Raw genomic sequence first — 23,513 nt, 5'->3', positions numbered from 1 at the left:
GCTCACAGCGAGCAGTTCATGTCCGGGCTGTCGGCCGGGATGGTGGCGTTCTCGCCGGAGATGCGGGCCTGGGGCTCGCCGGGCATGATCGAGGCGCCCCAGCTGTCGGCGTACTCGTCGCTCGTCGGGACCGGGCTCGCCACGGTCATCTCCGAGCGGGCCTGGTTGTTGTACTCCTGGAACGTGTAGCCGTCCTCGCCTTTCGGCGTGTCGGCGACGGTCATCCCCTTCAGCGCGCCCGCGATGTCGGCGCCCTCGGTCGAGCCCGACGACTGAACGGCCTGGTGAATGGCCGAGGCGGCCGTGAACGTCCCCGAGGTGAAGAGGTCGGGGACGACCTCGTAGGCGCTCGTGTAGTTGTCGACGAACCAGTCGTTGATCTCGTTGTCGTACTGGTTCCAGTGGTACCGCGTGGTGAACGGACCCAGTTGCGAACCCTCGATCTTCTCCGCCGTCAGCGGCGACCCGAGGACCGACTCCATCGTGTTGCCGACGACCTGGTTTGTGATCTGGGTCGCGAACCCGCCGAACGCCCGGAACGAGTAGTCCCCCGAGAGGAACGAACTGAACAGGTTCGGGAGCGTCGTGACGGTGAACCCGCCGACGATGCCCTCGGCGCCGGCCTCCTCGGCGTTGTCGAGCAGGCCGTCCCACTCGGCGTAGCCCCGCTCGACGAAGCGCTTGTTGATGATCTCGACGCCGTTGTCCCGCAGGACCGTCTCGTAGTTGTTGACGACGGCGCGGCCGAAGCTGTAGTCGGCACCGAACAGGTACACCCGGGACACGTCCGTCTCGTTGGCGACGTAGCGGCCGCCCGAGCGGGCGTCCATCGCCGTGTTCTCGCTGGCCCGGAAGACCAGGTCGCTGCAGTAGTCGCCGTTCGACGTGATCGCCGCCGAGGCGGCGGGACCGGCCACGAACGGCACCTGCGCCTGGGTGACGACCTGGCCGATGACCCGCTCGGCCGCCGACGACGACGAACAGCCGACGAGCATGTCGACGCCGTCGTCCCGGACGAGCGACGTGGCCGCCGACTGGGCTGCGTCCGCCGCGAACTCCGTGTCGCGGACGAGCAGCCGGTAATCCACGTCGCCGACGGTCACGGTCGTCTCGCCGGTGCCGACCTGTCCGGCCGGGTCCGCCCCGGCCTTGTAAGCCAGCCCGGAGAGGAACCCCCACAGGCCCTGCTGGCCGTAGTACGCCAGGTTGCCCGACATCGGCTGGAGGACGCCGATCGTCACCTCGCCCGATACGCTGCTCGCCGTGCCCGTCGCCGTTCCGTTCATGCCTGAGTCGGTCGCCGCGTCGCCGCCGTCTCCGTCGTTGCCGCCACCGTTCCCGTCGCCGCCGGTGTCGCCGTCACCGTCGGTCGGTGTGCCGCCGCCGTCGGAACAGCCGGCCAGCGCCGCGGCACCGGCGACACCCAGCGACTTCAGCGCCCGTCTCCGCGTGATATGCTCTCGCATGATAGTTTGTGATACTCCCCTCACGGCCATATCCACCCGGGTTCACATGTTAACGAGCGAGTTCGGGCGAGCGAAACAGGGGTTCCACGGCCCGACCGGCGTGAGAATCCGTGGTTCGGAGAGCGGGTTCACTCCGCGTCGTCGATCTCGTCGAGCGCGTCGACGACCCGTTCGATCATCTTGCGCTGGCCCCGCCGGAGGTTCTTGGAGACGGCGGGCTTGGAGACGTCGAACTCGTCGGCCAGCGTCCCGAGGGTGGCGTCGCGGGGCGACTCGAAGTAGCCCGAGGAGACGGCCGTCTCCAGGGTCTCCCGCTCGGTCTCCGACAGTTCCTCGCAGCCCTGGACGAGCGTCATCGCGGCGCCGGCGTTCTGGACCAGCTGCTGGAGGTCCGGCAGCGTCGTGTCCGAGCGCTCGAGCACGTCGAACTCGTTGTCCCGTTCGAGCTCGGCGAGCGTGTCGTCGGCCTGGCGCGCGCGGTCGAAGCCGACGTGCCACACCTCGCTGCCGTCCTCGATGTAGAACGGGCCGGTGATGTAGCCGTCGTTGTCCCGGATGGTCTCCATCGCCGCCGTCTCGTCGATGACCGTCCGGATGTGGGCCACGTCGTCGCGCCGGCGCAACAGCGTGTAGTCGTTCATGTTGCCGTGCTCGCGGAGCGCGTCGAGCCCGTTCGTGAGCTGGTCGCGGTCGCCCCCCTCGACGACCATCCGCGTCTCCAGCGCACGCCGGGACTGGTCGAACTCCCAGTGGACCGCCGAGAACGCGACCCCGTGGTCCGCCGTCGTGTCGATGAACGGGCAGTCGTACTGCTCCATGTCCATCGAGATGTCGATCACGTGCGAAACACCCCTTCTTCGAACCGACTTCCCTCACGAACATAAATGATTCTACCCTCGAAGGCAGCGTTCGGGGTAGGCGAATCCTAGTCGGGGAACCGCGGACCGTGAACCGGGGCGCGGTCCGATGCGGAATGACCGCTACTCGCCGAACTCGGCGGCGACGGCCTCGCGGTCGATCTTGTCCGGGCCGCTCGTCGGGAGTTCGTCGACGAACGCGAGGTGTCTGGGGTGTTTGAATCGGGCCAGCCGGCCGTCGAGGAACCCCCGGAGGTCGTCGAGGGCCAGTTCCCGCTCGCCGTCCGCGGGTTCGACGACGGCCTTCCCGACCTGGCCCCACTGCTCGTCGGGGACGGGGATCACGACGGCGTCAGCGACGGCGGGGTGGTCGACGACGGCGTCCTCGACTTCGGCGGGGTAGACGTTCTCGCCGCCGCTGACGAACATGTTCTTCTTGCGGCCCTCGATGGAGACGTAGCCCGCGTCGTCGACGCGGGCCAGGTCGCCGGTCGACACCCACTCGCCGAAGGTCTCGGCGCTCTCCTCCGGCGACGACCAGTAGCCGTCCGCCGCGTGGGGCGACCGCAACTGGAGTTCGCCGATCTCCCCCGCCGAGAGTTCCTCGCCGTCGTCGTCGACGACGCGCGCGTCGACGTGGATGTTCGCCACGCCGACGGTGTGTGCCTTCTCTCGCGGCCAGTCGTCCGGCATCGCGAAGTTGTTGGGGCCACACTCCGTCAGCCCGTACCCCTGCGAGAGGTCGACACCGCGGTCCCACCACGCCTCCATGACCGACTCGCGGCAGGGTCCGCCCCCGGACTTGACGAACCGCAGCGAGGACAGATCCGTCTCCGCCCAGCGGTCGTGTTCGGTCATCATCCGGAGCACGGCGGGGACGGCCACGAGGACGGTCGCCGACCGCTCCTCGACGATCCCGAGGATCTGGCCGGGGTCGAACTCGCGGTCGATCACCACCGTCCCGCCCATGTGGAACAGGGGCAGTGTCAGAACGTTCCAGCCGCCGGTGTGGAACATCGGGAACACCATCGGCGTCACGTCGTCGTCCCGCAGGCCCCACGCGGTGATCGTGTTCACCGAGTTCCAGACGAGCGCCTCGTGGGAGACGACCGTCTCCTTCGGCGTCCCAGTCGACCCGCCGGTGTGGAGGAACAGGTGGGGGTCGGCGGCGTCGACGGCGGGACCGTCGAACGGCGCATCGTCCTCCGGCAGGGCGGACTCGTAGGACTTCCAGGTCGCTTCGCCGTCGACTGCCAATGACAGGATCGGCGCGTCGGCGTCCCAGGCCACCTCGTCGGCCGCGTCGCCGACGAGGTCTGCGAACGGCTCCTCGACGACCACGAGTTCGGGGTCGACGTTCGCCAGGAGTTCCGCGAGTTCCGGCGCGGCCAGCCGGTGGGACAGCGGGGCGAGGACGCCGCCGGTCTTGCCCGTCGCGAAGAACAGGTCGACGAACTCCGGGCGGTTCCGGGAGACGACCGCGACGCGACCACCCGCGTCGGTGGGCGTGTCGCTCGATTCTGCCGTGACCCCCTGGTCTGCGAGGAGCCGCGCACAGCGGTTGGCCCGGCTGTCGAGGTCGGCGTAGGTGTACTCGGTCCCCGTCGCGGCGTCGACGAGCCCGACCCTGTCGGGCGAGAGCGCGGCGCGCTTCTCGCTCCAGGCGCCGACCCAGTCAGACATTCTCGACGAACTCCCGGAGCTCGTCGGTTACCCGATCGGCACGCTCGACGAAGAACAGGTGCGAGCCGCCCTCGATCTCCACCAGCTCCGCGCCGGGGATCCGTTCCGCCAGGAGCCTCCCGTTCTCGGGCGGCAGCACGCGGTCGGCGGTGCCGTGGAGGACGAGCGTCGGCACGTCGATCGCCGCCAGTTCGTCGCTCGCGTCGAAGCCCACCGCGGCCGCGCTCTGCCACTCGTAGGCGTCCTCGGAGGGGTCGGTCTCCAGCCGCCAGTCGACGATCTGTTCGACGACATCCTGATTCTCCGCCCAGAACTCGTCGGTGAACGCCGGTTCCATCTTGTGGCGGATCCGCTCGGCGGGGCCGTACTCCTCGGGGACGGAGAGCATCCGCGCCTGCGTCTCCTCGGGGATCGGGACCGACTCCTCGCCCCCGTGGGTCGTACAGAGCAGCGCGACCGACTCGGCGCGGTCGTAGTCGATCGCGTAGCGCTGGGCGATCATCCCGCCGAGGCTGGCGCCGACCAGGTGCGTCCGCTCGATCCCCGCGTCGTCGAGGACCGCTTCCAGGTCGGCGGCCATCTCCGCGGCGGTGTACGGCCCCTCCGGCGCGTCTGAGTCGCCGGTCCCCCGGTTGTCCATGACGACCGTGCGGTAGTCGTCGAGCCCCTCGCGCTGCCAGTTCCACATCCAGGTCCCGTAAGCCAGCCCCTCGAGGAAGGTCACCGTCTCGGCGTCGGCAGGCCCCGCCACGTCGTAGGCGATCCGGGTCCCGTCGTTCGTCGCGTACGCCATGGCGGAGTCATCGAAGCCCTCGTCCTTCAACCCGGACGTTCACGTGTGAACCCCGCGACAGCCTCCCGAACGCCAGCGGGCCGGAATCGATGCCCTCGAACGCCGCGACGGACGCACTTCGGCGCTCGTTAGCCCTTGAACGGAACTTTCGTCAGAGCCGAACCGTTTCCGACTCGGTTCCAGAAACCTGGCCGACCCGTCAAGCCGGTTTCGGGAGGGGGGTCCGATTCCGAATACACGACCCTGAGAGATTCCGAGTTCCGCTAGAGTTTTACGAGTGGCCCTGAGACGGACTGTTATGGAATTACATGCCAGAGAGGTCAACCGCGACGTGCGGGAGCTGGGCGAGCTGCTCGGGGAGATAATCCGGGAACAGCGCTCCGACTCCGCGTTCGAGATAGTCGAACGGATCCGGACGGCGGCGGTCGACTACCGCCGGGGCGACGCCGAGGACCGCGCGGCGATCCACGAGACGCTCGACGGGCTCTCGCCGGAGGAGAGCGACGTGGTCGCGCGGGCGTTCACGACGTACTTCGAGCTGATCAACCTCGCCGAGGAGCGCCAGCGGGTCCGGGAGATCCGCGAGGGGAGCCACGAGGGGACGCTGGAGGACAGCGTCCGCGCGGCCGTCGAGGAACTGGCCGAGCGGGGCCTCGACGCCGAGACCGTCGAGCAGGTGCTCGACGACGTACTCATCCAGCCGACGTTCACCGCCCACCCGACCGAGGCCCGGCGGAAGACCGTCAAGGCGAAGCTCCGGTCGGTCGCGAACGACCTCGAACGGCTCGACGAGGTGCGGCTGACCCGCGACGAGCAGGCCGCGGTCGAGCGGGACCTGGAGCCCGAGGTGACGAGTCTCTGGCAGACCGCGCAGGTCCGCGAGCGCCGGCCCGACGTGACCGACGAGGCGCTGAACGTCCAGTGGTACCTGGAGAACGTCCTCTTCGAGGTCATCAGCGAGGTGTACGACGCCCTGGAACGTGCCGTCGACGACGAGTTCGACGGCGAGGTCGACGTGCCGAAGCTCTACGAGTTCCGCTCGTGGGCCGGGTCGGACCGCGACGGCAACCCCTTCGTCACGCCCGAGGTGACCGAGGAGACGCTCGACCGCCAGCAGTCGGTCGCGGTCCCGCTGTACCGCGACCGGCTGAAGACCCTGTCGGGGGTGCTCAGCCAGGACGCGGGGCAGCTCGACACCGGCGGGCGCCTCGAGGAGCGGCTGACCGACAACCGCGAACGGTTGCCCGCCGTGGCCGAGACGGCTCGCGAGCGCTACCCCGACGAACCCTACCGGCAGCTGCTGAAGCTGATGCGCGAGCGCGTCCTCCGCGTCGACGACGTGCGCCCCGGCGGCTACGGCGACGAGAGCGAGTTCCTCGAAGACATCGAAGCTATCGCCGAGAGCCTGCGAGCCAACGGGGGCGAGGCCATCGCCGAGGCCCACGTCGACCCCCTCTACCGGACCGTCGACACCTTCGGGTTCAACCTCGCCAGCCTCGACCTGCGCGACCACCGCGCGAAACACACCAACGCCATCGCCGAGGCCGTCGACCGCGACGGGATCGACTACGAGTCGATGGACGAGGACGAGCGCGTCGACTTCCTCACCGAAGCCATCCTCCAGGACCAGCCCGTCGTCGACCTCGAAGACCGCGCGGACCTCTCCGACGAGGCCGCCCGCGTGCTCCGCCGCTTCGAGAAGACCGCCGAGTGGCAGGACGACTACGGCGTCGACGCCATCGACACCTACGCGATCAGCTGGTGCGAGGAGCCGTCTCACGTCCTCGAAGTCCTCTTCCTCGCCGACCAGGCCGGGGTCGTCGACCTGCCGGGCTACTGCGGGCTGGACGTGGTGCCGCTCCTGGAGTCGAAGTACGCGCTCGACGGCGCCCGCCGGATCATGGGGACGCTGTTCGAGAACGAGGCCTACCAGCAGGCTCTCGAAGCGCGTGACGGCATTCAGGAGATCATGCTCGGCTACTCCGACTCCAACAAGGAGAACGGCTTCCTCGCGGCGAACTGGAGCCTCTTCCGCAACCAGCGCCGGCTGGCCGCGATCACCGACGACTACGACGTGGAGATGCGGCTGTTCCACGGTCGCGGCGGCTCCATCTCCCGGGGCGGCGGCCCGATGAACGACGCCATGCTCGCCCTGCCCAACGAGACGGTCTCCGGGCAGATCAAGTTCACCGAGCAGGGCGAGACCATCTCCGAGAAGTACGCCAACCGCCGTATCGCCGAGCGCAACCTCGAACAGATGCTCGACGCCCAGATCCGCGCCCGGCACAACGCGATGGAGAACCCGGTCGAAGAGGTGCCCGAAAAGTGGGCCGAGGCGATGGAGACGGCCGCCGAGGCCGCCCGCCAGGAGTACGTCGACCTGCTCGAATCCGACGGGTTCGTCGAGTTCTTCGAGACCGCCACCCCCATCACCGTCATCGAGGACCTGAACCTCGGGTCGCGGCCGGCCTCGCGCTCGGAGGACCGCAGCGTCGACGACCTGCGCGCCATCCCGTGGGTGTTCTCGTGGACCCAGGCCCGCTGTATCCTCCCCGGCTGGTACTCGCTTGCGACCGGCATCGAGGCGTACCTCGATTCGGGCGGCGACGTGGGGACGCTGCGGGAGATGTACGACGAGTGGCTGTTCTTCCAGACGACGCTGGACAACGCGGCGCTGGCGCTGGCCCGCTCGGAGATGGAGATCGCCGAGCGCTACGCCGACCTCGCGCCCGACGAACTCCGCGCGGAGTTCTTCCCGCGAATCCGCGAGGAGTACGAATCCGCCGTCGAGCTGGTGAAGACGATCACCGACCGCGACAGTCTCCTGCGCCGCGAGTGGCTGGCCGAGAACCTCGCCCGACGCAACCCCTACGTCGACCCGCTGAACCTCCTGCAGGTGCGGCTGCTCGACCAGTCGCACCTCACCGAGGCCGAGGAGCGCACCCTGCGGCTCACGGTTCAGGGCATCGCCGCGGGGATGAAGAACACCGGGTAGGAACCCCTTACTCGCCGTTCACGGGTTCCTCCGCGGATGAACCGACGAAAGGCGCTTGCGGCGAGGGGCCGAACCGCCGCCCATGGCACTCGACACCGTCCTCGTCGCGGTCGGGCCCGGCGACGAGGAACGAACGGACCCGATCGTGACCGCCGTCAGCGACGTGGCGGGGCCGGCCGACGCCACGGTCGTCCTCGGGCACGTCTTCTCCCGCGAGCGATTCGCCGAGGTGAGCGACCGGCTGGGTTTCGGGGACGACGCCGAACCCGACGCGGTCGCCGCCCGGCAGACCACCGTCCAGTCGTTCCGGGACCGGCTCTCGGAGGCTGGGCTCGACGTGCGGATCCGAGGTCGCGTCGGCGAGGTGGGCGAGGAAGTCGTCGGGCTCGCGGAGTCCACCGACGCGGATCTCGTGTTCGTGGGCGGCCGCAAGCGCCGCCCGTCCGGGAAAGCGGTGTTCGGGTCGACGGCCCAGAAGGTCCTGCTGGAAGCGCCCTGCCCCGTGACGTTCGTCCGGGGCGGGTGACCCGACGGCGACGCTCCGGGTGCGGCACCGCACGGTCACTCCGCGACGTGGTCCACGGGTCGCTTCACCCACACGAGCGCGGCCAGCACGGGGACCCCGTAGAGGACTGCGTAGACGACCGGTTCGGCCCCGGCGAAGCCGGCCGCGACGGTGACGGTGAGAAGCGCGAGCAGGGCGTTCGTTCCCGTACGGCTCGCGTAGACGGGGGTCGACCGGTCGGGTGGAGTACGCTCTGGCATGCCCGCGGGTGGTGCGCCAGCCGACAAGAAAGTGGTGAGAGCGCCGCAGTCTCACTCGACCAGGGCGGCTTCGAGCAGTTCCAGCGGGTGGCGGATCTCGTAGCCCGTGCCGTGTTCCATCTGCATCGCGCAGGTGGGACACTCCGTCATGCCGGTCTGGCCCTCCGCATCCTCCATGTGGTCGAACATCTCCTCGCCGATCTCCATCGAGTAGTCGTACTTCTCCTCCTTCCACCCGTAGGTGCCCGAGATACCGGAACAGGAGTCGCCAACGTCCTCGATATCGACGCCGTCCAGGTCCCGGAACAGTTCGACGGCCTGGCGGTCGAGCCCCTGGTTGCGGGCGTGACACGGCGCGTGGTAGGCGAACTCCTCGGCGAGTTCGCCGTCCACGTCCGCGTCGGCGACCGCACCGGACAGGTCCTCGTGGATCCGCAGGTACTCGACGGCCTCGTAGGTGTGGGCGGCCACCTCCGCCGTGCCCTCGAAGTCGAACAGCTCGGGGTACTCCTGGCGGAGGCTCATCGAACAGGAGGTGCAGGAACAGACGGCGTCGTAGCCCTCCTCGACCAGCGCCGACAGCGACGCGACGTTGGTCTCGGCGTCGCGGCGGGCGTCGTCCAACATCCCGTTGGCGAACATCGGCGTGCCCGAACAGCCCTGTTCGGGGACCGCCACCTGGTAGCCGAAGTGCTCGAACAGCCGGACGAGCGCCTTGGCCACCTCGGGGGTGTTGTACTCGGCGTAGCAACCGTGGAAGTACGCGACCCGCTTGTCGTCGGACTGGACCTGCGCGCCGCCGCGGGCCTGCCACCAGTCGGTGAACGTCTCGGTCGCGAACTCCGGGAAGTCGCGTTCGCTGGTGACGCCGAGCGTCTTCTCCATGACCCAGCGGGCCGGGCCGAAGTTCATCGCGAAGCTGGCGAGCCGGGGGACCTTGCTCGCGAGGGCGGCCGACGTGCGGTAGTTGGCCAGAATGCGGTTGCGCCAGTACTCGACGGAGAGCTTGCTCATCTGCTCGTCGACGTACCGGCCCCGGGTGGTGTTGTGCATCTGGCTGAGGGGGACGCCCGACGGGCAGGCGTCGTCGCAGCGCATACAGTTCGAGCAGGACATCACCGACTCGTCGACCTCGTAGTCCTCGTCGGTCTGTGTGAGCCGCCACTGCTCGGGCCCCTGGAACTTCGGCCCGGGGAAGTCGTCGTCGACCTCCGCGACCGGGCAACTGGTGTCGCAGGACGAGCACTTGTAACAGGAGTCGGCGCCCGGCCGCAGGTCGAACTCCTCGGCCTCGCCGAAGACCTGCGTCGGCTCGTGGTTCTCGTCGGGGTTCGGTGCCGCCGGTTCGAAGTCGCTGGTGTGGTCCGTGTCGCTCATAGGTCCCGTCGTGTCGCTCGCGCCGCCGCTCGCCGTCCCGCCGTCCGGGACCCGCGGCGGTCCGGAATCGGAGTCGTCTCCCGCGCTGTCGTCCGTACCGTCCGCTACACCGCCCGTATCGTCCACGCCGTCCGTATCGTCCACGCCGTCCGTATCGTCCACGCCGTCCGTCTCGTCCGCGCCGGCCGGCCCGTCCGCCGCTCGCTCGTCGGTCATCGGACCGCCTCCGCGGCGGCCCCACCGGCCGCGTGTCCGGTCGCGATGGAGACGCCGCTGCCCGACTTCTCGGCCGCGAAGTCGTAGCCGCCCAGCACCGAGCCGGCGGCCCGGAGGTTCCCGAACTCGGGGTCGCCGCCGGCGTCGAGGGGCCGCAGGCCCCCGTCGGTCGGGACGCCGAAGCGGGCGAAGTCGTGGTCGCCGAAGGCGTCCGTGTCGAACCACTCGTAGCGGTCCGAGGGGTGTGGGACGTGGCAGTCGAAGACCGACTCCTCGACGCCCTCGCGGTCCGATCCGACCCCCTTCCCGACCAGCCCGCCCGTCGCGAGGACGAACTGGTCGGCGGAGAACGGAATGCTCGCCCCGTTGCGGTCGACGTGGACTTCTTCGAGCCGGTCTTCCCCGTCGTAGTCGACGACCGGGTTGCCCGTCTCCATGCTGACGCCCGCGGCGTCCAGCGCCGCGTAGAGGTCGTCCTCCAGGCGGAGTCCCGGCAGCGACGGCGGCCCCATCGGCACCTCGAAGACGGGGACACCCAGCGTCGATTCGAGTGACTCGCGGACCGCGCCGGGGTCGTCGTCGCCCAGCACCGCGGGGAAGCCGACCCGCTCTGCACCGTCGAGGTGGGGTTCGACCGCGGCCGCGAGCGCGTCGCGGGCCCGGCGCTGCCCGCCCGACCGGGTCTCGACCGGCGCGTCCTCGTCGAGCAGTTTCGCGTAGCGGGTCACCTTCGCGTCGGCGGCCAGATCGCCGGGGAAGGCGATGGTCGCGCCCTCGACCTCGAACGGGACGCCCGCGTTTTCGAGGTGGGTGGCCGCGTGTGGCGCGTCGAAGTCGACCAGCCGTTCGAAGCCGACCAGCAGGGCGTCGCGGTCGTCGCTGGCGACGCCCGCCGCGGCGCCGGCTGGGTATCGCGCGGTAGGCTTGACCGTCCCGCCGTGGGTCGGCAGGAGTGCGTTGCGGTCGGTGTGTTCGCCGCGGTAGCGGTCGGCCACCGCGTCGAAGACCGCCATGGCCTCGCGGACCCCGTCGACGCCGACCGTCCGGTAGGGGTGGTCGTCCGGAAGGTCCGGGATCGCCGCGTACGGGTCGACGACGGGGCCGTCGGCGGCCGCTCCGTTCGCGGCTCCGTCCGGCACGTACCCCAGCACGTCGACGAGCCCGGATGCCTGCGCGAGCGTGCTCTGTTTGTAGGAGAGCAGCCGCACGTCGGCGCCCGCACGGGCGGCCCCGAGCGCGGCGAACCCGCCGGCGAGCCCGCCGCCGACCACGACGACTTCCGAGTCAATCGCCATCGCGCCCTCCGTCGGTCGCGACGCCGGTATCGCCCGCGCTCCCGTCCGTCGGGCCGTCGACCGCTCCGGTCGGCCCGGCGTCGAACGCCGCGAAGTCGACCGGTTCGTCGGCGTCAGCGGGGTCGCGGTCGCGGTTCTGGGTCGTGGCGTGCAGCGCGTAGTTGAGCATCGCCTGGGAGAGCTGCTGGCCCCACAGCGCGTGCCGTTGGCCCTTCCAGCGCTCCTGCAGGAGCTCGTCCCAGGCCTCCCGGACGGTCGGTTCGCCGTAGCTGTCCTCCAGTTCCCCCGCGAGGCGGTGGGCGCAGAAGCCGCCCTGGCAGTTGCCCATCGTGGCTCGGGTCCGGATGCGGACGGCGTTGAGGTCCGAACCCGATCCCTCGATGGCGTCCTGGACCTCCGCGCGCGTGACGCCCTCGCAGTTGCAGACGACGGGGTTCGGCCCGTCGGTGTCGAGCACCTCCTCGGCCCGCGACCCCAGCCGTTCGACACTGCGGCGGCCGATCGGCGACTGGAGGCCGAACTCGTCCATGTAATCGCGGAGCACGTCGAAGTCCTCGCTACCCGGAAGCGGTACGTCGGCGGTGCGGCAGGCGGCGTCGACCCCGAAGCGGTCGCAGACGTGGTCCGAAATCCCCTCCGCCATCATCCGGTAGGTGGTGAACTTCCCGCCGACGATGCTGGTCATCCCCGGCAGGTCGTCGCGGTCGTCGTGGTTGAGCAGGAAGAAGTCGCGCGTGATGTCGGTGGGGTCCTCGCTGCCCACGTCCGGCGGCTCGTACAGCGGGCGGACGCCCCAGAACGAGCGGATCGTCCGGGCGTCTTCGAGCATGGGGATCAGCTCCGAGAGGGTGTCGATCATCATGTCGACCTCCCACTGTTCCTCGGGGTAGTCCTCGGGGTCGGAGACCTCCTCGTCGGTCGTCCCGAGGATCGCCGTCGTCTCGTGGGGGACGACGATGTCGGCGTCGCCCTTCGGCCGGCAGCGGTTGATCACCGTATCGACCTGCCGGACGTTCATGATCGTCATCACGCCCTTCGAGGGGCGGACCTCGATGTCGACGCCGGCCATGTCGCCGATCTGGCCCGCCCACGCGCCGGTCGCGTTGACGACGTGGTCGGCGCGGATCTCCTCGCGACCGCCCTCGGTGCCGTGGACGCGCAGGCCCGGCCCGGAGGCGTGTTCGACCTCGACGCCGACGACCTGTCCGTCCTCGACGAGCAGGTCGGTGACCTCGGAGTGGGTCTCGACGCGCGCGCCGTGTTCGACGGCGCTGGCGGCGTTGGCGACGACCAGCCGGAACGGGTCGACCGCGCCGTCCGGGACGTGGATCGCCCTGTCGATATCCTCGGCGAGGTGGGGTTCCATCGCGCGGGCCTCCCGTCCGGAGAGCACCTCGGCGGGGATCCCGCAGGCCTCGCAGCCCTCGAGCTTCTCCCTGAAGTACGCCTCGGAGTCCTCGGGGCGCTTGACGAACAGGCCGCCGGTCTCCTCGACGCAGTGGGCGGCGATGTCCCGGAGGACGCGGTTCTCCTCGATGCACTCCCGGGCGCTGGACTGGTCGGAGACCGCGTAGCGGCCGCCGCTGTGGAGCAACCCGTGCATCCGCCCGGTCGTCCCGTGCGTGAGGTTGCCCTGCTCGACGAGCGTCACGTCGAACCCGCGCATCGCCAGGTCGCGCGCGACGCCGCTGCCCGTCGAACCGCCCCCGAGCACCGCGATGTGGGGTGTCGATGCCATCTCTCCGGACCTTCGGCGTCCACCCACTTTACTTCACCGGCGAACCGATACCCTCGATAAATAAAATGGTTTTATTACCTCGTCGGGTCGACAAATTCTCGGTCTGCCCCGGATTATCCGCTCGAACGAACGCAATACTCGCCGGAGGGTCGACCCCAGCAGCCCGTAGACGGTCCGTACTCCCCGACCGGACGGTGAGGGATCCGCAGTCCGCGGGTGTCGACCCGCGAACGTGACGCGCGCGACCCCGGACGCGGGCTCACAGGCGCGCGAGCGAGCGGTATCACGGGCTTACTATATCCGGAGCCGCCCGACCGTCAGTAACATTTATAATGATTCCCAATATTGTTTATCGATAGGGCGGCGACAGGCGTAAACATCCCGCCACATGGTGACAGACAATGGCAGACACGTACATCGGCGCGATCGACCAGGGGACGACCGGCACCCGATTCATGGTGTTCGACCACGAGGGCCAGGTCGTCGCGAACGCATACGAACAGCACGAACAGATCTACCCCGAGCCGGGGTGGGTCGAGCACGACCCCATCGAGATCTGGGAGAACACCCAGGAGGTCGTCACGCGGGGCCTCCGTGACGGCGGGCTCGACGCGAGCCAGCTCGAGGCGCTGGGGATCACGAACCAGCGCGAGACGACCGTCGTGTGGGACGCCGAGACGGGCAAGCCGGTCCACAACGCCATCGTCTGGCAGGACCGCCGCACCACCGACCGCGTCGAACAGCTCGAAAAGGAGGACAAGGTCGGGTGGATCCGCGAGAAGACTGGCCTCGAAGCCGACGCCTACTTCGCCGCTACGAAGGCCGAGTGGATCCTCGACAACGCCGAGCCGCTGAAGCTCCAGAGCTCCCGCGGCGAGAGCGTCCGCGACCGCGCCGAGCAGGGCGAACTCAGGATGGGCACCATCGACACCTGGCTCATCTACAACCTCACCGGCGAGCACATCACCGACGTGACCAACGCCTCCCGGACGATGCTCTACGACATCGAGGGGCTCAACTGGGATCCGGACCTCTTAGAGGAGTTCGGCGTCCCCGAGTCGATGCTCCCCGAGGTCCGCCCCTCCTCCGACGAGGCGACCTACGGCTCGACCGACCCGGACGGCTTCCTCGGCGCCGAGGTGCCCGTCGCCGGGGCCCTGGGCGACCAGCAGGCCGCGCTGTTCGGCCAGACCTGCTTCGACGCCGGCGACGCCAAGAACACCTACGGGACCGGCTCGTTCTACCTCATGAACACCGGCGACGAGGCCGTCTCCTCGGAACACGGCTTGCTTACGACCATCGGCTTCCAGATGTCGGGCGAACCCGTCCAGTACGCCCTGGAAGGGTCGATCTTCATCACCGGCGCCGCCATCGAGTGGCTCGAGGACGTGGACCTGATCAACAACGCCGCCCAGACCGCCGAACTGGCCCGCTCCGTGGAGTCGACGGACGGGGTGTACATGGTCCCGGCGTTCACCGGGCTGGGCGCCCCCCACTGGGACGGCCGCGCCCGCGGCACCATCGTCGGGATGACCCGCGGCACCCGAAAGGAGCACATCGTCCGGGCGACGCTGGAATCGATCGCCTACCAGACCCGCGACATCGCCGAGGCGATGGAGGCCGACTCCGGCGTCGAGACGACGAGCCTCCGGGTCGACGGCGGCGCGGTCAAGAACAACTTCCTCTGTCAGCTCCAGTCGGACATCATCCAGACGGAGATCGCCCGACCGGAGGTCGACGAGACGACCGCACTCGGGTCGGCCTACGCCGCCGGTCTCGCCGTCGGTTACTGGGACTCGGTCGACGAGTTGCGCGACAACTGGCAGGTCGACCGCGAGTTCTCGCCGGAGATGGACAGCGAAGAGGCCGACCGGATGTACAGCCGCTGGGACGACGCCGTCGAGCGCTCGCTCGACTGGGCGCGGGAGGAGTAATCCATGTACGAGACGGTCCTCCAGGTGCCGCTCATCGGCATGGAGTGGGAACAGTTCATCCTGCTGTTGATCACCGCGATGGCGGGCGGCGCGTTCGGCGCGGCGCTGGGCGCGCTCCCGGCGTTCATCTTCACCGGCTTCGTCGTCTTCCTCGGCGAGGGGCTTGCGATCATCCAGCGCGAGGTCATGGACCTCCCGGCCATCGGTCAGGGCGAACTCGCCGCCGGCGTCACCGGCGTCATCGGCTTCGGCGCCGTCACCGGCCCGCACATTGCCTTCGCCGGCGGTGTCGCGGCCTCCGCGTACGCGGGCAAGAAGTACCCCGAGATGGAACCCGAGGGGTGGGACTACCACTTCGGGAAGAACATCCTCTACGCGTTCGGCACGAAGCCGGACATCCTCGCAGTCGGCGCCGTCTTCGGCGTCATCGGCGTGGTCATCAACCAGCTCTCGGCGGCGGTGCTGGTCGTCGGCGGGACGGGCGTCACCGACTCCATCGCGCTGACGGTCGTCGCCAGCGCGTTCATCGCGCGGATCGTCTTCGGTTACCCGATCGTCGGCCGCTCGGCCGGCGGGAGCCTGCTGGATATGTCGCCATTCGAGCGCGAGGAACCGCGGATGGCGACCGACGGCGGCGAGGTGGACGAGGAGCACGCCGGCCGGCTGGCGACCGAGCCGTGGCTCCCCCACCAGTACAAGTGGTCGGGCGTCACCGCCATCGGCCTCGTCGGCGGGATCCTCGGCGGCTACATCTGGATCCAGACGGGCAGCATCTTCATGGGCTACGCCATCTCGGCGATGAGCCTGCTGTTCCTGAATCTCGGCGTCGAGAAGATCCCCGTGACCCACCACATCACGCTCGTCGGCGCGGTCGGCGCAGTCGTCTTCGCCCCCGTCGCCGGGAGCGTCGTCGCGCTGCTGGCCGCCGGCGTCTTCGGCGCCGTCAGCGGCCTGCTCGGCGAGGTCACCCAGCGGATCTTCTACGCCCACTCGGACACGCACGTCGACCCGCCGGCGATGGCCATCGCCATCGCGATGCTGGTCGTCGGCATCCTGGCCATCCTGGGCGTGCTGCCCAACGCGGGGTACCTCTGAGCGGTCCCCGCCGCGGCGGCCCCACCCGGCCGTTCGCCACTCCCGACCGATTTATATACTGAGACGGAACTGATTCACAACCGTTCGCCCGGACTCCCATGGACATCGACGCGCGCATCAAACGGCGACAGCGACGGACGGACGGCCGCCGCCTCGTCGAGGACTACGAGTCGCTCTCGCCGGTCGCCCACGTCGAGGAGCCGTCGGACCGCGGGCCGACCTTCGAGCGCCTGCTCGACCACCTCGACCCGGTCTTCGACGGCAAGCTCCCGCCGAACGCCTACGTCTCCGGCCCGTTCGGCGCCGGCAAGTCCGCCGTCGTCACCGCACTGTTCACCCACCTCGACCGGCTGTCGACCGAGACCCGGTCGATCATCCACACGAGCACGCGCGCGGCCACGCCCACCTCGCCGGCGTTCGCCTACCTCGACCTGCGCGAGACGACCAGCGAGTTCGCCTTCTACCACGCGGTCCTCGACGCGCTGGTCGAGGAGTCGGTGCCCGACCACGGGATCTCCACCGCGGAGCTGCGCGAACGGCTCCACGCCCTGCTGGGCGACGCCGGCACGGGCGTCGTCGTCGCCGTCGACCACGTCGGCGAGCCCGACGGCACCGGCGACGAGGAGCTGGTCGACCTGTTCGCCGGTCTCCCGAGCAACGTGAGCTGGCTCGCCGTCGGCCGCCGCGACCCCGAGGAGACGGTGTTGACCGAGTACACCGCGACCGAGATCCGCGTCGACCGTTACCGCCGCGAGACGCTCGTCGACCTGCTGATGACCCGCGCCTCGCTCGGGCTCAGTCGGCAGGGTCTCGACCACGACCTGGCCCGCCGGATCGCCGAGTGGGCCGAGGGCAACGCCCACGACGCGATGGCCGCGCTGTTCGTCGCCGTGGTCCGCGCCACGGAGGACGAACGGACCCGCCTCACCGAGGCGGACGTGACCGCCGCGACCGAGGAGGTCCCCCGCGGGGCGGCCTCGCTCGCCCGCGTACTCGCGCTCCCGGCGAACAAACAGCTCGTCCTCCGCGAGCTCGTCGACCTCCCCGCCGAGGACCGCGCCTCCGTCACCGCGACCACCGAGGCGATCGGCGCCGTCCCCGCCGTGGACCTCTCGCCGGGCACCGTCAAGCGCTACCTCTACGAGATGGCCGAGGTCGGCGTCGTCGAGCGCGTCCAGGCGGAGGCCACCGACGGCCAGGGCCGCCCGCCGAGCCGCGTCGAACTGCGATTCCCCCCGACGGCGTTCCGACGGCTGTACGACCTGCGGGGGTGAGCGGCCGCGAGCGAGCGGGTGTCGTACGATAGTTCGGACATCCGTTCCGGCGTCGACTTTTGCTCAGTACAGACTGTAGGCATAACAATCAGTGCGGACCCGGCTATTCTGGGATGATTAGGTCGGGAGCGGGCCCATCGCGGCGTACTGCTCGTTGTCGAGAGACAGTAAGCCGAATAATCCGGCATAGACCAGACAGATAGCGCCGCCGACCGGAACGTAGAACGTCCACGTGAAGGTCCAAAATGCATCTGTCCAGAGCGCAGTAATACTGAATATCCACAGGAACGTACAGAGGCCGGTCACGAGAGAGATCAGGGCTCTACCCAGCCCGCCTCCGGAGCGCGTGACACTGAGACCAGCCACTATCGCCAGTGCCACCAGTGGAAGGTCAAAGAACTGGTATCCTCTTTCGATACTCTCTCCAAGTAGTGTTAGTACTACCGAGGGATCAAACGGGCCCGTTACAGGCCATTCCATCCACGAACCAGCGATAATAAGTGCACTTCCGAGGAGTGTCGTACCCACTACAATAGTGCGTTGGCGCCTATCCGACAGCGTGCCACGGTGCACAAGTCCCCACCCGAGAGGGAATATCGCCCACCAGACGACCGGCGGATATAATCCGTGGTTCGGGGCGAAATACGCCACAAAACCCACAACCATTGTCCAGAGTCCGGTAAGTACAGTAACAACAGTGCGGGCCGAAAATCGTCGGCGGAAATCCATCTATCATACAAGCAATTATGCTATTATGACTATCTGACGGTTAGTCTCAACGCTTTTTTGGAGAACATTGTTACTGAGACCTCTCTGGCGATCATATAGTGGTTGTCTCCATCGTTTTGTATCGAGGGATGAGACTGAGAGCGGATAAACGGACCGGGTCTGTCAGAGTTCAGTCTCACACAGCCACACGATCTGACGTTCAACTCGCAACATAAACTGAACGGGCAATCACCGAAGTCCAGCCGGAGACTGCCACCTCGTGGGTCCTACTCGATGTCCTCGCCTGAGCAGAATTTGCGCTACCGAACTCGCGAGCGGTCGCCCGTCCCGCCGGTCATGGCGCTTGCGAGCGCGCCCTTGACGACCACGTCGTCGCCGAGCGTGGTCAGTTGCACGTCGGGGACGTTCCCGAACACAACGTCGTCGAGCCGGTCGCGGATCGGGTCGAGGGTCCGCTCGGGGTTGTTGAGCGTGACGGCGCCGCCGACGTAGATGACCAGCGGGGCGTAGGCGTCGACGATGTTGGCGATGGCGATGACGTTCCACCGGGTCACCTGGTCCAGGACGTGCTCGGCGAACGCGTCGCCCTCCGCGGCGTGGGCGAACACGTCCGCCGAGGAGAAGTCGGCGCTGTCCAGTGGCATCGACGTGTCGACGGGGTCCTCGTCGTGGAGCCACCGGGCGTAGCGGAAGATGTTGTTGCCCGAGCAGTAGGCCTCCCAGTGGCCGTCGACGCCGCAGCCACAGGTCATGAAGCCGTTGGGGTCGACGGTCATGTGGCCGACCTCGCCGGCGTTGCCGTCCCAGCCCTGGATGACTTCGCCGTCGACGCAGACGCCGGCGCCGATGCCGCTGGAGATGGTGAGATAGACCATGTCGTCGGGGTTGCGCTCCGAGTAGAACCGCTCGCCGATGACGCCGGCGGTGGTGTCGTTGTGCAGGTAGACCTCGTCGCTGTCGACGAGTTCACCGATGGGGCCGGTCAGCGGGATGCGGTCGATGGAGTCCGGGAGGTTCGCGGGGTTGTCGATCGCCCCCTCCGCGAGGTCGAGCGGGCCGATGGAACCGATGCCGACGGCGGCGATCCGCGTCGGGTCGACGCCCGCCTCGTCGGCGGCGCCGCGGAGCGCGTCGAGGACCGCCTCCGTGACCGCGATCCCGTTCGGTCCCTGGGGCGTCTCCGTCCGCCGGGACGCGACGACGGTCCCCGACTCGTCCCCCACGACGGCGCGGATGTTCGTCGCGCCGAGGTCGACCCCTGCGTAGGTGGCCATGGTACCTCTACGGTGTACCCTCCGCTACTTAACTGCACATATTCACCCGCCTCCGAGTACCTCCTTCGAACGTCGGGAGCGGCGTCCTCGCGGCCTCCGGGCGTTCGAACGGCCGTCCGCCGCGGCGCTACAGGTTTCGTTCGGCCGTGCGCTCGCGCGCGCGACTCTGGATCGCCTCGTCGTAGACGATGCCGCGCTCGGCGTCCAGCGTCACGACGGTCCCCGACTCCACGTCGCGTGGCAGCGACGCGTTGGAGATCATCGGTACGTCGAGTTCGCGAGCGACGATGGCCGCGTAGCTGGTCATGCCGCCGTGACGGTCGACGATCCCCGCGAGCTTCTCGATGTCGCCGGTGAACTCCCCGTCGAAATCCTCGGGAACCGCCAGGATCGCGTCCTCGGGGAGCTCGGCGAGGTCGCCGTCGTCGGTCCAGTGGAGTTGCCCGGAGACCAGTCCCTCGACGACCGACCGCCCGGAGGCGATGGTCTCGGAGGCGACGTGGACCTTCAGCATGTTCGCCGTGTTCACCCCCTCCAGCTCGGTCATCATGCCCGAGAGGACGACCACGGTGTCGCCGCTGTCGGCCGCGCCGGTGTCCAGCGCCGACTGGACGGCGTTGTTGATGACCGCGTCGGCGCCGTCGGCGGTGTAGGGCGAACTCTTCGGGATGATGCCCCACGACAGCGCGAGCCGGCGGCGGATCCGTTCGCTGGGCGTCGAGGCGACGATAGGGATCGACGGGCGGAACTTCGCCGCCTTCAGCGCGGTGTAGCCGGACTCGCTGGCCGCGACGATGGCCGCCGCGTCGATGTCACGGGCGAGAAAGCGGGCCGAGCGAGCGAGCGCGTCCGTCCGCGTCTCGTCGGCCGTGGGGACGCGCTGCTCGCGGTTCTCGGCGTACTCCGGGGATTCCTCCACGTCGCGGACGATCCGGTTCATCGTCTCGACCACCCGGACGGGGTGGTCGCCGATGGCCGTCTCGCCCGACAGCATCACCGCGTCGGTGCCGTCGAGGACGGCGTTTGCCACGTCCGACGCCTCCGCGCGGGTGGGTCGCCGGGCCGTCACCATCGAGTCGAGCATCTCCGTCGCGGTGATGACGGGCACCCCTTCCTCGTGGCACTTCCGGATGATCCGCTTCTGGATCATCGGCACGTCCTCCAGCGGGCACTCCACGCCCAGATCCCCGCGGGCGACCATCACGCCGTAGGCGGCGTCGATGATCCCCTCCAGGTTCTCGACGGCCACGTCCCGCTCGATCTTCGCGATGACGGGGATGTCCGCGCCGAGTTCGTCCAGCGCGTCGGTGATCTCGTAGACGTCCTCGCCGTCGCGGACGAAACTCGCCGCCACGAAGTCGACCTCCTTGTCGGCCGCGACCTGCAACTCCTCGCGGTCCTGGTCGGTGATGACCGGCAGCCCCAGGTCGACGCCGGGGACGTTGACGCCCTTGCGGGCCCCCAGGTCGCCGCCGCTCTCGACGGTCGCGGTCACGACGCCGTCGTCGACCGACTCGACGGTCGTCTCGATGCGCCCGTCGTCGAGCAGGACCACGTCGCCCGGCTCGACCGCGGAGATGTCGTGGGAGACCCCGATCTCCTCGGGCGTCGCCTCGTCGCCCTCGACGAACCGGACCGTCGACCCGCCTTCGAGCGTTATCTCGTCGCGGACCGGCGCTGTCCGGACCTCCGGGCCGGGCAGGTCGAGCATCGCCGCGACCGGGCGGTCGGTCCGGCGGTCGACCGTTCGGATGCGGTCGACGAGTTCGCGCCTGTGTTCGGGCGAGCCGTGGCTCGCGTTCATCCGCGCGACGGACATCCCCTCTTCGGCGAGCGCCTCGATCGTCTCCTCGGACTCGCTGGCGGGCCCCAGCGTGCAGACTATCTTCGCGCTGCGCATCTCAGATCGATACCCCCCGCGGCGTCGGTGTTCGGTTCATGTGAACGGCTTCCCGCGGCAGGAATAAAGGGTTTGTCTACCGTTCTTTACCGGCGGTCCTCGCATCCCGGAGTGGTGCCGCGTATCGGCGCTCGCCGACGCGTCAGGATCGCCAGTAGGCCCGCGTGAGCAGGACGAGCACTGGGAAGACCTCCAGGCGGCCGATCCACATCAGGAAGACCATCAGCAGCTTCGAGACGGCGGGGAACCCCTCGAAGTTCGCCATCGGGCCGACGACGCCGACGCCGGGGCCGACGTTGCCGAGCGTCGCGGCGACGGCGCTGGTCCCCTCGAACACCGACAGCGACGCCTCGGTGTGGCCGACGAGGACGACGACCACCGTCGCGAGGGCGAAGATGACCAGATAGAGGAGCGTGAAGGCGTAGACGCCGCGGATCGTCGACTCGTCGATGGCCGTGTCCCCCAGCCGGACGGGCTCGACGGCCTCGGGGTGGACCGTGGTGAACAGCTCCCGGAACAGCGACTTGACGATCACGACCCAGCGGATGACCTTGATCGACCCGCCGGTACTGCCGGCCGAGCCGCCGACGAACATGGCGAACAGGAGCACGAACTTGGCCTGTTCCCCCCAGAGGTCGAAGTTCATGCTCGCGTACCCCGTCGTGGTGACGATGGACGTGACCTGGAAGGCGGCGTGGCGCAGCGACGGTTCGAGGGCGCCCGTGAGCGCGTCGTGGCCGGGGGCGGTGAAGAGGAGGCCGGCGACCAGCGCCGACAGCACCCCGATGATCCCCAGATACGAGCCGAACTCCACGTCCTCGACGACGGTCCGCAGGTCGCGGTTCCAGCAGTGCCAGAACAGCGCGAAGTTCGTCCCCGCGGCGACCATGAACGGGATCACGAACCACTGGACCACGGCGGAGAACGCCTCGATCGAGCGCGCCTCGGGGGAGAACCCGCCGGTCGGCATCGTCGTGAACCCGTGGGCGACGGCGTTGTACAGCGTCATCTCGGGGGCGACGCCGACCCGGTGGAAGGCGTAGAGGCCGACGATCTCCAGGGCGGTCAGGCCGAGGTACAGCCCCCAGAGCGTCCGGGCGGTCTCGGCGATCCGGGGAGTGAGTTTCTCGATGCCCGGGCCCGGGGCCTCGGCGTCCATCAGCTGGGCGCCGCCGACCGACAGCTCCGGGAGGATGGCGATAGCGAGGACGACGATGCCCATGCCGCCGAGCCACTGGGAGAGCTGGCGCCACATCAGCAGCGCCCGGGAGTGCCCCTCGAAGGAGATGGTGCCCATCACGGTCGACCCCGTGGTGGTGAACCCGCTCATCGACTCGAACAGGGCGTTGACCGGCCACCGCAGCGTCGAGGCCGACCCGTAGGCGGTCAGCCACCCCTCCGCGACGTACGGGACGGCGCCGACGAGGCTGACCAGCAGCCACGTCAGCGCGACCATCAGGAACCCCTCGCGGGCGCCCAGCGCCTCGCCGGGGTCGTCGTGGAGCCGCTCCAGCGACCAGCCGACCGCGAGCGCGAGCGGGACGGTCACCACGAACGCCTCGATGCCCCGGCCGTAGTACAGCGCCAGGGCGACGGGGAACAGCATCGGTACCGCGAGCCACTTGACGACGCTCCCGGTGAGGCTGACGCTCGCCCGCCAGTCGACGCGTATGTCGGTGTTCATCGCTGAGCCCGCCCGGGACGTGTCGCTCGTTCGGACGCCGTCGCCCGTCCCCCACACGGCCTGTATCCGCGCTCTCGCGGCACCACGGCCGGTCGAGACCGGGTCCCTGTGCGGTCGACGACCCCTCTCATCGTTCTCCGTTCATCGCGGCCGGTCGTGTAACAGTGTCGATCAGGGCCGAACGCCGCTCGGCGGGTCGCGCCCCACACTCACTCGTCGCCGACCTCCAGCGTGTGTTCCCTGACGGCCCCGCACTCTGGACACTCGTGGGTGTACTCGACCACTTCCCCGTCGGTTTCGCTGTCCCAGCTACCGCCCTCGTCCTCGTACCCGCAGTCCGGACAGACGAGCTCCTCGTGGTCGTAGTAGTCCCGCAACTTCTCCAGTGCCGAACCCGGTCCGTCACTGGTCATGCCAGTGTGTTTTCGACACCGGCAC

At 69.0% G+C, this 23,513-nt stretch carries 18 protein-coding genes; 5 read left to right on the top strand and 13 right to left on the bottom strand.

The genetic code is table 11. The features are described from left to right. Positions 1–2 precede the first annotated feature (2 nt). The 4 genes from ACMGFG_RS03770 to ACMGFG_RS03755 form a co-directional block, all read right to left on the bottom strand. Entirely contained in the window at positions 3–1,466 is a 1,464-nt protein-coding gene (locus ACMGFG_RS03770) for an ABC transporter substrate-binding protein (protein WP_436929022.1), read from the bottom strand. 128 nt (positions 1,467–1,594) lie between these two features. Next, positions 1,595–2,305: a helix-turn-helix domain-containing protein gene (locus ACMGFG_RS03765; RefSeq protein WP_436929021.1), complete on the bottom strand. Its 711-nt coding sequence runs from the start codon at positions 2,303–2,305 to the stop codon at positions 1,595–1,597. 141 nt (positions 2,306–2,446) lie between these two features. Next, complete coding sequence (locus ACMGFG_RS03760) at positions 2,447–4,006, bottom strand: AMP-binding protein (protein ID WP_436929020.1); 1,560 nt, start codon at positions 4,004–4,006, stop codon at positions 2,447–2,449. Next, positions 3,999–4,799 carry an alpha/beta fold hydrolase gene (locus tag ACMGFG_RS03755; RefSeq protein ID WP_436929019.1) on the bottom strand — a complete coding sequence of 267 codons (801 nt, stop codon included), beginning with the start codon at positions 4,797–4,799 and terminating at the stop codon, positions 3,999–4,001. The genes ACMGFG_RS03760 and ACMGFG_RS03755 overlap by 8 nt, the downstream gene beginning before the upstream one ends. Before the next feature lie 298 nt (positions 4,800–5,097). Between ACMGFG_RS03755 and ppc the strand changes: the two genes are divergently transcribed. Continuing rightward, a complete protein-coding gene (ppc, locus tag ACMGFG_RS03750; protein WP_436929018.1) occupies positions 5,098–7,794 on the top strand; it encodes a phosphoenolpyruvate carboxylase in 2,697 nt (898 codons plus the stop codon). A gap of 82 nt (positions 7,795–7,876) precedes the next feature. Next, positions 7,877–8,320: a universal stress protein gene (locus ACMGFG_RS03745; protein ID WP_436929017.1), complete on the top strand. Its 444-nt coding sequence runs from the start codon at positions 7,877–7,879 to the stop codon at positions 8,318–8,320. A gap of 35 nt (positions 8,321–8,355) precedes the next feature. On the opposite strand, the gene ACMGFG_RS03740 is transcribed toward ACMGFG_RS03745, so the two are convergent. The 4 genes from ACMGFG_RS03740 to glpA form a co-directional block, all read right to left on the bottom strand. Then, positions 8,356–8,559, bottom strand: coding sequence for a hypothetical protein (locus ACMGFG_RS03740; protein ID WP_436929016.1), 204 nt, complete (start codon positions 8,557–8,559; stop codon positions 8,356–8,358). 51 nt (positions 8,560–8,610) lie between these two features. Beyond that, positions 8,611–9,936, bottom strand: a complete 1,326-nt coding sequence (locus ACMGFG_RS03735; RefSeq protein ID WP_436929207.1) for an anaerobic glycerol-3-phosphate dehydrogenase subunit C — start codon at positions 9,934–9,936, stop codon at positions 8,611–8,613. A gap of 212 nt (positions 9,937–10,148) precedes the next feature. Continuing rightward, complete coding sequence (gene glpB / locus ACMGFG_RS03730) at positions 10,149–11,447, bottom strand: glycerol-3-phosphate dehydrogenase subunit GlpB (RefSeq protein WP_436929015.1); 1,299 nt, start codon at positions 11,445–11,447, stop codon at positions 10,149–10,151. Further along, positions 11,437–13,185 (bottom strand): anaerobic glycerol-3-phosphate dehydrogenase subunit GlpA, encoded by a 1,749-nt coding sequence (glpA, locus tag ACMGFG_RS03725; protein ID WP_436929014.1) that lies wholly within the window; start codon positions 13,183–13,185, stop codon positions 11,437–11,439. The genes glpB and glpA overlap by 11 nt, the downstream gene beginning before the upstream one ends. A gap of 401 nt (positions 13,186–13,586) precedes the next feature. Between glpA and glpK the strand changes: the two genes are divergently transcribed. The 3 genes from glpK (at position 13,587) to ACMGFG_RS03710 (ending at position 17,488) form a co-directional block, all read left to right on the top strand. Beyond that, positions 13,587–15,119 (top strand): glycerol kinase GlpK, encoded by a 1,533-nt coding sequence (gene glpK, locus ACMGFG_RS03720; RefSeq protein WP_436929013.1) that lies wholly within the window; start codon positions 13,587–13,589, stop codon positions 15,117–15,119. Positions 15,120–15,122: 3 nt separating this feature from the next. Beyond that, positions 15,123–16,214, top strand: a complete 1,092-nt coding sequence (locus ACMGFG_RS03715; RefSeq protein WP_436929012.1) for a DUF7973 family transport facilitator — start codon at positions 15,123–15,125, stop codon at positions 16,212–16,214. A 98-nt stretch (positions 16,215–16,312) separates the two neighbouring features. After that, positions 16,313–17,488 carry a Cdc6/Cdc18 family protein gene (locus ACMGFG_RS03710; RefSeq protein ID WP_436929011.1) on the top strand — a complete coding sequence of 392 codons (1,176 nt, stop codon included), beginning with the start codon at positions 16,313–16,315 and terminating at the stop codon, positions 17,486–17,488. Positions 17,489–17,605: 117 nt separating this feature from the next. Here ACMGFG_RS03710 and ACMGFG_RS03705 read toward each other — a convergent pair whose 3' ends face one another. The 5 genes from ACMGFG_RS03705 to ACMGFG_RS03685 all read right to left on the bottom strand — a co-directional run bounded on the left by ACMGFG_RS03705 (position 17,606) and on the right by ACMGFG_RS03685 (position 23,488). Continuing rightward, entirely contained in the window at positions 17,606–18,016 is a 411-nt protein-coding gene (locus tag ACMGFG_RS03705) for a hypothetical protein (RefSeq protein ID WP_436929010.1), read from the bottom strand. A 500-nt stretch (positions 18,017–18,516) separates the two neighbouring features. Continuing rightward, positions 18,517–19,491 carry an ROK family protein gene (locus tag ACMGFG_RS03700; protein WP_436929009.1) on the bottom strand — a complete coding sequence of 325 codons (975 nt, stop codon included), beginning with the start codon at positions 19,489–19,491 and terminating at the stop codon, positions 18,517–18,519. A 127-nt stretch (positions 19,492–19,618) separates the two neighbouring features. Further along, complete coding sequence (gene pyk / locus ACMGFG_RS03695) at positions 19,619–21,391, bottom strand: pyruvate kinase (RefSeq protein ID WP_436929008.1); 1,773 nt, start codon at positions 21,389–21,391, stop codon at positions 19,619–19,621. 142 nt (positions 21,392–21,533) lie between these two features. Continuing rightward, the gene (locus ACMGFG_RS03690; RefSeq protein ID WP_436929007.1) at positions 21,534–23,075 is read right to left on the bottom strand and encodes a TrkH family potassium uptake protein; all 1,542 of its coding nucleotides are present in this window, start codon (positions 23,073–23,075) and stop codon (positions 21,534–21,536) included. Between the two features lie 209 nt (positions 23,076–23,284). Further along, entirely contained in the window at positions 23,285–23,488 is a 204-nt protein-coding gene (locus ACMGFG_RS03685; protein ID WP_436929006.1) for an HVO_0649 family zinc finger protein, read from the bottom strand. Positions 23,489–23,513: the final 25 nt, after the last annotated feature.

This window comes from Halosimplex halobium (genome assembly GCF_051414055.1).
GTDB lineage: Archaea > Halobacteriota > Halobacteria > Halobacteriales > Haloarculaceae > Halosimplex > Halosimplex halobium.
This window is presented reverse-complemented; position numbering and strand designations above follow the sequence as displayed.